Raw genomic sequence first — 11,530 nt, forward strand, 5'->3', positions numbered from 1 at the left:
CGTCATTTAATGTTATGCAAAAAATTGGCATGAATTACGGTGGCAGAGCCTTATATGATGACAAGAAAGAGTGCGAAATATGTGTTATTAATAATTATGTCGTTGAAACTGAAGAGTTTATATTAAGGCCATTTCAAGAGCAGGATTCTGGATTGCTTTACGATCTTTGGAAAAATAATAGGCGACGAGCAATAGTGCTATTATACCTATTACCCCATGCAATGCCGCTAAATTCATAAAAACCTCTTTAAAGTTTCATTATTTCGACAAGATGAATATTGACGACATGTTAAGCGACCATTGTGCCGTTTCATTGTCTATCAGCCCGCAACGCTTTGAATTAAGCAATGCAGTAAAGTGGCAAACAACCAGCGCCGAATATCGCTTTTTAACTGCAGCAATTTATCAGCGTGCAGAGCAGCAAATTGTTAAAAGTAACTTTAATGGCAATTGGGCGGTAGTGATGGATGTCGATGAGACTGTACTGGATAACAGCGGCTACCAGGCAAATTTAGAACTTAAGGGACAGCAGTATACTCCAGCAAGTTGGGACGCGTGGGTAATGTCAAAACAAGCCACATTTGTTCCTGGTGCCAAATCGTTTATCGAAACCGTTATTCGTAAGGGTGGTAATGTAGCGCTCATCACTAACCGTAACCGTAATCTTGACAGTTACACGTGGGATAATATTCAACAGCTCGGCCTGCAACTATCACCAAGTAACGTATGTCTAATGGGCCGAGTTTCTGAAGACAAATCTTCAATAAATGGTGCGTCTATCAAAAATGATAAAGACCTTCGTCGTCAGCAAATTGAATCTGGGACCGCGAGTTGTTTTGCACCTAAATCTGGTCGTCATAACCAGTTCGAAACCTCTCAAATCATCATGCAGGTCGGCGATAACATTGAAGACTTTGTAGGTGTGGTTGATCTGATTCGTATGAAAGCCATCATGTGGAATGAAGCAGATCAAGGTATGACTTATGAGCTGGAAGATATTCCAGCTGATCTGCAGGAAACTGCTGAAAAATTGCGTGAGCAATTAGTTGAAGCAGCTGCAGAGGCAAATGAAGAATTAATGGATAAATACCTCGAAGAGGGTGATTTGTCTGTAGAAGAGATTAAGCAAGGCTTGCGTTCACGCACACTTGATAACGATATTGTTCTTATGTTGGCGGGTTCCGCTTTTAAGAATAAAGGCGTTCAGGCAATGTTGGATGCGGTGATTGAGTTCATGCCATCGCCAATCGAAGTTAAAGCGATTGAGGGTATATTGGACGATAAAGATGAAACGCCTGCTGAGCGTCATGCTGATGATGATGCTCCATTCTCTGCTTTAGCATTTAAAATTGCGACAGATCCCTTTGTGGGTACGTTGACGTTTGTACGTGTTTATTCGGGCGTTCTGAAATCTGGTGATGGGGTTTATAACTCGGTTAAAGGTAAGAAAGAGCGTGTGGGTCGTATGGTGCAAATGCATGCGAATAACCGCGAAGAGATTAAAGAAGTTCGAGCGGGCGATATAGCTGCACTTATTGGTATGAAAGATGTTACCACCGGCGATACGCTGTGTGATGGTGATAATCGAATAGTGCTAGAGCGTATGGAGTTTCCTGCGCCGGTTATCTCGGTTGCAGTTGAGCCTAGATCTCAAGCTGATCAAGAGAAGATGGGTATTGCCTTAGGTAAATTGGCGCAAGAAGACCCTTCTTTTAAGGTTGAGACAGATAAAGAAACAGGCCAGACCATTATTTCAGGTATGGGCGAGCTGCATCTTGATATTCTTGTTGATCGAATGAAACGAGAATTTAAGGTTGAGGCAAATATTGGTAAGCCACAAGTTGCCTATAGAGAAAAGATACGTAAACCGGTTAATGCGAATCACAAGTTTATTCGTCAATCGGGCGGTCGCGGGCAGTATGGTCATGTAGTGATTGAATTTACTCCTTCTGATGAAGAAGGATTGGAATTTATCAATGAGATCGTGGGCGGTGCGATCCCAAGAGAATTTATACCAGCAATAGAGAAAGGTATTGAAGAGCAGATGCATAATGGCGTCATTGCCGGATATCCTTTGATTGGGCTTAAGGCTCGTCTATATGATGGTTCGTTTCATGATGTTGACTCTAACGAGATGGCGTTTAAAATTGCGGCTTCTCAGGCATTAAAGAAATTTGCGCAAGACGCAGATCCTTGTCTGCTTGAGCCTGTCATGAAGGTAGAAGTAGTAACCCCTGAAGATTATATGGGTGATGTGATGGGCGATCTTAATCGTCGTCGTGGCCTTGTTCAGGGTATGGAAGATAGTTCTTCGGGTAAGATTGTTAATGCGCTTGTACCGTTGGGGGAGATGTTTGGTTATGCAACCGATCTTCGTTCAGCTACGCAGGGGCGTGCAACTTATTCGATGGAGTTTGACGAATACGGTGAAGCACCCAAAAAGGTTGCCGATGCTGTAATTAACTTTACTTAATTATTTATTTGCTAATGATAGCTGATAGAGGAAATAGACGTGGCTAAAGAACAATTTGAACGTTCAAAACCGCATGTTAACGTTGGTACAATCGGCCACGTTGACCACGGTAAAACTACACTTACTGCTGCTCTAACTCGCGTATGCGCTGAGGTTTGGGGTGGTTCTGCTGTTGCTTTTGATGGTATCGATAATGCTCCAGAAGAGCGTGAGCGTGGTATCACAATTGCGACTTCACACGTAGAGTATGATTCTCCAGCGCGTCATTACGCACACGTTGACTGCCCAGGACACGCGGATTATGTGAAAAACATGATCACAGGTGCGGCGCAGATGGATGGTGCTATCTTGGTATGTGGCGCGACTGATGGCCCTATGCCACAGACACGTGAGCACATCCTACTATCTCGTCAGGTAGGTGTACCTTTCATCGTAGTATTCTTGAACAAAGCTGATCTTCTTGCAGAAGATTGTGGCGGTGCTGATTCTGAAGAATACGAAGAGATGCTTGAATTGGTTGAAATGGAGCTACGTGAGCTTCTAGACCAGTACGACTTCCCAGGTGATGACACACCAATCATCGCGGGTTCTGCGCTAATGGCATTGAACGGCGAAGATGAAAACGAGCTAGGCACAACAGCGGTTAAGAAACTAGTTGAAACACTAGACTCTTACATCCCTGAGCCAGAGCGTGCAATCGACGGTGCATTCATCATGCCTATCGAGGACGTATTCTCTATTCAGGGTCGTGGTACTGTAGTAACAGGTCGTGTAGAGCGCGGTATTATCAACACAGGTTCTGAAGTTGAGATCGTTGGTATTCGTGAAACACAGACAACGACTTGTACAGGTGTTGAAATGTTCCGTAAGCTGCTTGACGAAGGTCGTGCAGGTGAGAACATTGGTGCACTTCTACGTGGTACTAAGCGTGAAGATGTTGAACGTGGTCAGGTTCTAGCGGCTCCAGGTTCTATCACACCGCATACTCGTTTCGAAGGCGAAGTGTACGTACTATCCAAAGAAGAGGGTGGCCGTCATACACCTTTCTTTAAAGGCTACCGTCCACAGTTCTACTTCCGTACAACGGATATTACAGGTGCATGTGAGCTTCCAGAAGGCGTTGAGATGGTAATGCCAGGTGATAACATTCAGATGGATGTTACCCTAATCAACCCAATCGCGATGGAAGAAGGTCTACGTTTTGCGATCCGTGAAGGCGGTCGTACAGTAGGCGCAGGTGTTGTATCTAAAATTATCGAGTAAAATTAGATAATTAGGTATTGCCAATCGATAGGGAGGACTATACAATACGCCTCCCTATTATACGATAGGCCAGTGGCTCAATTGGCAGAGCAGCGGTCTCCAAAACCGCAGGTTGGGGGTTCGAGTCCCTCCTGGCCTGCCAACTCTAATCTGAGTTGGCATCTAACAAGTCATAGCAAATTATCGATAACCGAGGCCCATCGTGAATTCTAAAGTGTCTTCCGAAGGTTCAAAGCTGGATGGCCTGAAATGGGTCGTAGTGGTAGCTATTGTAGCTGCCGGCGTAGTAGGCAACTCTGTTTATTCAGAAGAATCGCTGCTGTATCGCGTAATTGCATTATTAGTTCTTGCTGGTGTTGCGGGCTTTGTTGCGCTACAGACAGCTAAAGGTCTGGCTTTCTTTAATCTGTTTAAAGAAGCGCGATCTGAAATTCGTAAAGTTGTGTGGCCAACCCGTCAGGAGACGTTGCAGACAACGTTGATTGTTACTGTAGTCGTTTTGGTCGTGGGTTTGCTTTTGTGGGGCCTTGACTCGTTACTGAGTGTTGGCGTTGCGTCTGTAATCGGATAAGAGGAAAGAGGCATGGCTATGCGATGGTATGTTGTACATGCGTACTCCGGTTACGAGAAGCGTGTGATGAACTCTCTGAAGGAGCGGGTCGAGCTGCATAATATGCAGGAAGGCTTTGGCGATATTCTGGTTCCTACAGAAGAAGTTGTTGAAATACGCGAAGGAAAAAAACGTAAGTCTGAGCGTAAGTTTTATCCGGGCTATGTATTAGTTCAGATGGAAATGAATGATGACACCTGGCATCTCGTCAAAGCGACGCCGCGTGTGCTTGGTTTTATTGGTGGTACGGCGGATAAGCCGGCGCCAATCACCGAGAAGGAAGCTCAGGCGATTCTGCAGCGTGTTGAAAGTGGCGTTGATCAGCCGCGTCCTAAGACCTTGTTTGAGCCAGGTGAGATGGTTCGCGTGGTTGATGGTCCGTTTGCAGACTTTAACGGTGTTGTTGAAGAAGTGAATTATGATAAGAACAGGCTGCATGTTGCGGTGCTGATCTTTGGTCGTTCGACTCCGGTCGAGCTGGAGTTTGGTCAGGTCGAAAAAGCCTGACAGCTGATTTTTAGGAACTAACCTCGGTGCTTGAATAGGCGCTGGGGTTTTTCCGTCTTTAAACCGGGGAGCTGAAAGGCGCTACTACCCACCAGGAGTAAAACATGGCTAAGAAAATCACGGCTTATATTAAGCTGCAGGTTGCCGCCGGTCAGGCGAATCCAAGTCCACCCGTTGGTCCAGCACTGGGTCAGCATGGTGTTAACATCATGGAATTCTGTAAAGCGTTTAACGCGGCTACACAAGGTATGGAGCTGGGTCTGCCGACTCCGGTTGTTATCACTGTATATGCCGATCGCAGCTTTACTTTTATCACTAAGACTCCGCCTGCTGCAGTTCTGCTGAAAAAGGCTGCTGGTCTGAAGAGTGGTTCTGGTCGTCCTAACACTGAGAAGGTCGGTACTGTTACCCGCGCTCAGCTGGAAGAGATCGCTACTGTTAAAATGCCTGACCTGACTGCTTCTGACATGGATGCGGCGGTTCGCACTATCGCTGGTAGCGCACGTAGCATGGGTCTGATCGTGGAAGGAGCTGAATAATGGCTAAGTTATCTAAGCGCCAGAAGGCGATCGCTGAAAAAGTTCAGCCAGGTAAACAGTACTCTGTAGCTGACGCTGTTGCGCTGCTGAATGAGTTGTCATCTGTTGGCTTTAAAGAGTCTGTTGATGTTGCTATCAACCTGGGTGTTGATCCGCGTAAATCTGACCAGAACGTACGTGGTTCAAGCGTACTGCCAAGCGGTACGGGTAAAGATGTTCGCGTAGCAGTATTTGCTCAGGGCGAAAACGCTGAGAAAGCTAAAGCAGCTGGCGCAGATGTTGTTGGTTTTGAAGATCTTGCTGAGCAGATTAAAGGCGGCGATCTGAACTTTGATGTTGTTATTGCAACTCCGGATGCGATGCGTGTAGTCGGTCAGCTGGGTCAGATTCTTGGTCCACGTGGTCTGATGCCTAACCCTAAGGTTGGCACAGTAACCCCTGATGTTGCGACTGCAGTTAACAACGCAAAAGCGGGTCAGGTACGTTTCCGTACTGACAAGAACGGTATTATCCATGCAGGTGTTGGTAAAGTTGGCTTCGAAGCTGACGCTATCAAAGCTAACCTTGAAGCACTGCTGGGCGAGCTGAAAAAGCTCAAGCCTTCTTCTGCTAAAGGCGTCTACATGAAGAAAGTTACCCTGTCCACCACTATGGGGCCAGGTCTGGCAATCGATCAGAGTTCACTGAACGTTTAATCGGTTTTCAGAAAGAATTGAGGGTCTCTGCAGCGCTGCTGCAGAGGTCGTCAAAGACCGCAGGTGAATAAGGAGTACGTAGCCTTATTCTTAATCTACCAACCTGCGCAGACGGTGTGATCCCCTTAACAGGATCAATTTAACCACCGTACTCGGCGCTTCAGTGCTGTTTTGCTGGAGTGATTGGTAAACAGTCGAAAAGACTAAACCCAGGAGTAAATCGTGGCATTAGGACTCGAAGATAAAAAAGCGATTGTCGCTGAAGTCCAGGAAGCTGCTAAGGGCGCTCTCTCTGCTGTCGTTGCAGATTCTCGCGGTGTTTCCGTTGAGAAGATGACTCAGCTGCGTAAGCAGGCACGTGAAGCGGGAGTATGGCTGCGCGTCGTACGTAACACGCTGGCACGTCGTGCAGTAGAAGGCTCTGAATTCGAATGTATCGCTGATTCATTCGTAGGTCCAACTCTGATTGCATTCTCTACTGAGCACCCCGGTGCCGGTGCACGAATCCTTAAGGATTTCGCTAAGGGAAATGACAAGCTGGAGCTGAAGACCGCTGCTTTCGAAGGACAGGTCGTTGATATTGCTATGCTGGCTACTTTGCCAACATACGACGAAGCGATCGCCAAGCTGATGGGCTGCATGAAAGAAGCTGCAGCAGGCAAGCTGGTCCGTACTATTGCGGCTATTCGCGAACAGAAAGAACAAGAAGCAGCTTAATTTTACAAGCCGCTTAAGTAACGAGTTTAAGAGTCTCAGACTCTACTATTTTAGGAATTGAAAATGTCTGTATCTAAAGAAGATATCTTGAATGCAATCGCTGAAATGTCTGTAATGGATGTTGTAGCTCTGGTTGAAGCAATGGAAGAAAAATTCGGCGTTTCTGCTGCTGCTGTTGCAGTTGCTGGCGCTGCTGGTGCTGATGCTGGCGCTGCTGCTGAAGAACAAACTGAGTTTGACGTTGTTCTGACTGGCGCAGGCGAGAAGAAAGTAAACGTAATCAAAGCTGTTCGTGCAGCAACCGGCCTGGGCTTGAAAGAAGCCAAAGCAATGGTTGACGGCGCTCCTGCTACCGTTAAAGAAGGTGTTAGCAAGGAAGACGCAGAAGCGCTTAAAGCTGCTCTGGAAGAAGCTGGCGCATCTGTTGAAGTTAAGTAAGCAGCGTTATGCTTCGTATCAGACTATCTGATGGCTGATACATCTACGGCTGGTGGCAAAATGCCACCGGCCTTTTTCCGTTATTAGTAAGAGCAAATAATAACGGTTCACAAATCGAGAAATTTCCTTCGGTTTGTTTGAATTTTTCAGGTGCAGATGCTGGGGAACTTAGATGGCTTACTCATATACTGAAAAGAAACGCATCCGTAAAGACTTCGGAAAGCTGCCGGAAGCGATGGATGTGCCATACCTATTGGCAATCCAGTTGGATTCTTATTTGAAATTCCTGCAACAGGGTGCTGATTCTGCAGAGCGTAAAGATATCGGACTACATGCGGCTTTCAGTTCCGTATTCCCGATCGTTTCCTATTCCGGAAACGCCGCATTGGAATATGTAGGTTACCGTCTGGGCGAGCCGGTTTTTGACGTTAAAGAATGCCAGATGCGTGGTATTACTTACGCTGCCCCGCTGCGCGTTAAAGTACGCCTGGTAATCTATGATCGTGATTCGTCAAATAAAGCGATCAAAGATATTAAAGAACAAGAAGTTTACATGGGCGAAATGCCGCTGATGACCGACAACGGTACTTTCGTTGTTAACGGTACTGAGCGGGTTATCGTATCTCAGTTACACCGTTCGCCGGGTGTATTCTTCGACCATGACAAGGGTAAAACACACTCCTCCGGGAAGCTGCTATATTCTGCCCGTGTTATTCCTTACCGTGGTTCATGGCTGGACTTCGAGTTTGATCCTAAAGATAGCCTGTTTGTACGTATCGACCGTCGTCGTAAGCTGCCGGCAACTATACTGCTGCGCGCATTGGGCTATACCACTGAAGAGATCCTCGATACCTTCTTTGATAACACCGAGTGGGCACTGGGTGAAGACTCTATTCTGATGACGCTGGTGCCATCGCGCCTGCGTGGTGAGACGGCTACTTTTGATATTAAAGATGCCGCTGGAGCCGTGGTTGTCGAATCTGGCCGTCGGATTACACCGCGCCATATCCGTCAGCTGGAAAAAGAGAATGTTACTCAGTTAGAGGTACCGGTTGAGTACCTGTTGGGCAAAGTATTAGCGAAAGACATTATCGATCCGACTACCGGTGAGCTGCTGTGCGAAGGCAATAGTGAGATCACTGAAGATGTGCTTGAGCAGATGCGCAGCCGCAACGTGGCTGAATTCGAAACGCTGTACACTAATGAGCTGGATTGTGGTCCGTTTGTGTCAGATACCCTGCGTATCGATACTACCCGCAATCAGCTGGAAGCGCTGGTAGAGATCTACCGCATGATGCGCCCGGGTGAGCCACCAACCAAAGAGTCAGCAGAAAACCTGTTCGAGAACCTGTTCTTTACGGAAGAGCGTTACGACCTGTCTGCCGTTGGCCGGATGAAGTTTAACCGTCGTCTGGGTGTTGATGAGGAAACCGGTTCTGGCGTTCTGGATAAAGAAGATATCCTTTCCGTCATGAAAACTCTGATCGATATCCGTAACGGTAAAGGCGTTGTGGATGACATCGATCACCTGGGTAACCGTCGTATCCGTTCCGTTGGTGAGATGGCTGAAAACCAGTTCCGTGTTGGTTTGGTGCGGGTAGAGCGTGCAGTTCGCGAACGTCTGAGCATGGCTGAATCTGATAACCTGATGCCTCAGGATCTGATCAATGCCAAGCCTGTTGCTGCGGCAGTTAAAGAGTTTTTTGGCTCTTCTCAGCTGTCCCAGTTTATGGATCAGAACAACCCGCTGTCAGAAGTGACCCATAAGCGCCGTGTATCAGCGTTAGGACCAGGCGGTCTGACCCGTGAGCGTGCCGGCTTTGAAGTACGTGACGTACACGCAACCCATTATGGTCGCGTATGTCCAATCGAGACGCCTGAAGGACCAAACATCGGTCTGATCAACTCGCTGGCAACCTATGCCCGTACTAACGACTATGGTTTCCTTGAGACGCCATATCGTAAAGTAATTGATGGCAAGGTGACTGACGAAGTCGAATACCTGTCGGCTATCGAAGAAGGTCGTCATGTTATTGCCCAGGCATCTGCCGGAATGGATGATAACAACAATCTGACCGATGAGCTGGTAGCGGTACGTCATGAAAATGAATTTACCGTTATGCCGCCGGAAAAAGTTACCTACATGGATGTATCTCCACGTCAGGTAGTGTCCGTGGCTGCGGCGTTGATTCCGTTCCTTGAACACGATGACGCGAACCGCGCATTGATGGGATCTAACATGCAGCGTCAGGCTGTACCAACGCTGCGTGCTGATAAGCCGCTGGTCGGTACCGGCATGGAGCGTTATGTCGCCCGTGACTCCGGTGTGTGTGTGGTTGCAACCCGTGGTGGTGTGATTGAGTCAGTTGACGCGGCGCGTATCGTTGTTCGTGTTAATGATGAAGAGACGCTCGCTGGTGAAGCGGGTGTGGATATCTACAACCTGACTAAGTACACCCGTTCCAACCAGAACACCTGTATCAACCAGCGCGCCATCGTGCGTCAGGGTGAGCAGGTTCAGCGTGGCGATATCATGGCTGACGGCCCGTCCGTTGACCTGGGTGAGCTGGCGCTGGGTCAGAATATGCGCATCGCGTTCATGCCGTGGAACGGTTACAACTTCGAAGACTCGATTCTGATTTCAGAGCGGGTTGTTCAGGAAGATCGTTTCACCACTATCCACATTCAGGAACTGACCTGTGTGGCACGTGATACCAAGCTGGGATCTGAAGAGATCACTGCAGATATTCCAAACGTGGGTGAGTCTGCGCTGGCGAAGCTGGACGAAGCCGGTATCGTGCATATCGGTGCTGAAGTAGGGCCTGGTGATATTCTGGTGGGTAAGGTGACACCTAAAGGTGAAACTCAGCTGACACCGGAAGAGAAGCTGCTGCGTGCGATCTTTGGTGAGAAGGCGTCCGATGTTAAGGACACCTCCCTGCGTGTGAAAACCGGTACCATCGGTAAAGTTATCGATGTGCAGGTCTTTACCCGTGATGGTGTGCCTAAGGACGAGCGTGCAATCTCTATCGAGCAGTCTGAGCTGAATCGTATCCGTAAAGATTTGAACGAAGAGTTCCGTATTGTTGAACAGGCAACCTTTGAGCGTCTGGATCGTGCACTCTGTGGTCTGAAAGCCGAAGGTGGCGCGAACTTCAAGAAGGGCGAAGAGATCACCTCTGCTGCTCTGGCTGAACTGAAGAAGTCTGACTGGTTCAAGATTCGTGTTGCTGATGAAACAGTACAAGAGATGTTGGATAAGGCTCAGGAGTTGCTCGAAGAGCGTCGCGTTGAGCTGGATGCCAAGTTTGAAGATAAGAAAGGCAAGCTGCAGACCGGTGATGACCTGGCGCCTGGCGTACTGAAGATTGTTAAGGTTTACGTCGCTACCAAGCGTCGCGTACAGCCTGGTGATAAGATGGCGGGCCGTCACGGTAACAAGGGTGTTATCTCGGTTATCATGCCGGTTGAAGATATGCCTTACGATGAGAACGGCGAGACCGTTGACATCGTACTGAACCCACTGGGTGTACCGTCACGGATGAACGTAGGACAGGTACTTGAAACCCACATGGGTATGGCCGCTAAAGGTCTGGGCGTGAAGATCAACGCTATGCTTCAGGCTGAGCGTGACCGTCTGGAAACTGTTAAAGAGCTGCGTGAGTTCCTTGACCGTATCTACAACAGCGAACTGGGTGGCTACAAGTCAGGCCGTCATGAAGATATCGACTCTCTGAGCGATGACGAAGTGCTGGAGCTGGCGAAGAACCTGAAAGGCGGTGTACCACTGGCCACTGCTGTATTCGATGGTGCCAAAGAAGCTGAAGTTAAGGCGCTGCTGCGTATGGCCGATCTGAGCGACACCGGACAGTTCACTCTGTTTGATGGCCGTAGTGGTGATAAATTCAGCCGTCCGGTAACCGTTGGTTACATGTACATGCTGAAGTTGAACCACCTGGTTGATGACAAGATGCACGCCCGTTCTACCGGTTCTTACAGTCTGGTTACTCAGCAGCCGCTGGGTGGTAAGGCGCAGTTCGGTGGACAGCGATTCGGTGAGATGGAGGTATGGGCACTGGAAGCATACGGTGCTGCCTACACTCTGCAGGAGATGCTGACTGTTAAGTCCGATGACGTAAATGGCCGTACCAAGATGTATAAGAACATCGTGGATGGTGATCATCGTATGGAACCGGGCATGCCAGAATCGTTCAACGTGCTGGTGAAAGAGATCCGTTCGCTTGGTATCGATATCGAGCTGGAAAACGAGTAACCCTTTAACAGATAG

At 48.2% G+C, this 11,530-nt stretch carries 10 protein-coding genes and 1 tRNA gene; all 11 read left to right on the plus strand.

Annotation, left to right across the window (positions count from 1 at the left end; all coding sequences use genetic code 11):
* Positions 1–239, plus strand: a 239-nt coding sequence (locus tag Q0499_RS15650; protein WP_299200969.1) for a hypothetical protein, incomplete at its 5' end; no start/stop codon positions are given.
* 32 nt (positions 240–271) lie between these two features.
* Entirely contained in the window at positions 272–2,473 is a 2,202-nt protein-coding gene (gene fusA / locus Q0499_RS15655) for an elongation factor G (protein WP_299200973.1), read from the plus strand.
* 39 nt (positions 2,474–2,512) lie between these two features.
* On the plus strand, positions 2,513–3,736 hold the full coding sequence (tuf, locus tag Q0499_RS15660; RefSeq protein ID WP_299200976.1) for an elongation factor Tu: 1,224 nt from the start codon (positions 2,513–2,515) through the stop codon (positions 3,734–3,736).
* A 66-nt stretch (positions 3,737–3,802) separates the two neighbouring features.
* Positions 3,803–3,878: transfer RNA gene (locus tag Q0499_RS15665), tRNA-Trp, on the plus strand.
* A gap of 60 nt (positions 3,879–3,938) precedes the next feature.
* On the plus strand, positions 3,939–4,307 hold the full coding sequence (secE, locus tag Q0499_RS15670) for a preprotein translocase subunit SecE (protein ID WP_299200979.1): 369 nt from the start codon (positions 3,939–3,941) through the stop codon (positions 4,305–4,307).
* A gap of 12 nt (positions 4,308–4,319) precedes the next feature.
* On the plus strand, positions 4,320–4,853 hold the full coding sequence (gene nusG / locus Q0499_RS15675) for a transcription termination/antitermination protein NusG (protein WP_299200982.1): 534 nt from the start codon (positions 4,320–4,322) through the stop codon (positions 4,851–4,853).
* Between the two features lie 104 nt (positions 4,854–4,957).
* Positions 4,958–5,392 carry a 50S ribosomal protein L11 gene (gene rplK / locus Q0499_RS15680; RefSeq protein WP_299200985.1) on the plus strand — a complete coding sequence of 145 codons (435 nt, stop codon included), beginning with the start codon at positions 4,958–4,960 and terminating at the stop codon, positions 5,390–5,392.
* Positions 5,392–6,087, plus strand: coding sequence for a 50S ribosomal protein L1 (gene rplA, locus Q0499_RS15685; RefSeq protein WP_299200988.1), 696 nt, complete (start codon positions 5,392–5,394; stop codon positions 6,085–6,087). The genes rplK and rplA overlap by 1 nt, the downstream gene beginning before the upstream one ends.
* 222 nt (positions 6,088–6,309) lie before the next feature.
* Positions 6,310–6,804: a 50S ribosomal protein L10 gene (gene rplJ, locus Q0499_RS15690; RefSeq protein WP_299200991.1), complete on the plus strand. Its 495-nt coding sequence runs from the start codon at positions 6,310–6,312 to the stop codon at positions 6,802–6,804.
* 63 nt (positions 6,805–6,867) lie between these two features.
* Positions 6,868–7,242 (plus strand): 50S ribosomal protein L7/L12, encoded by a 375-nt coding sequence (gene rplL, locus Q0499_RS15695; RefSeq protein ID WP_299200994.1) that lies wholly within the window; start codon positions 6,868–6,870, stop codon positions 7,240–7,242.
* A 172-nt stretch (positions 7,243–7,414) separates the two neighbouring features.
* Positions 7,415–11,515: a DNA-directed RNA polymerase subunit beta gene (gene rpoB / locus Q0499_RS15700; protein WP_299200997.1), complete on the plus strand. Its 4,101-nt coding sequence runs from the start codon at positions 7,415–7,417 to the stop codon at positions 11,513–11,515.
* The last annotated feature ends 15 nt before the right edge of the window (positions 11,516–11,530 follow it).

The organism is uncultured Amphritea sp., assembly GCF_937127095.1.
Taxonomy (GTDB): domain Bacteria; phylum Pseudomonadota; class Gammaproteobacteria; order Pseudomonadales; family Balneatricaceae; genus Amphritea.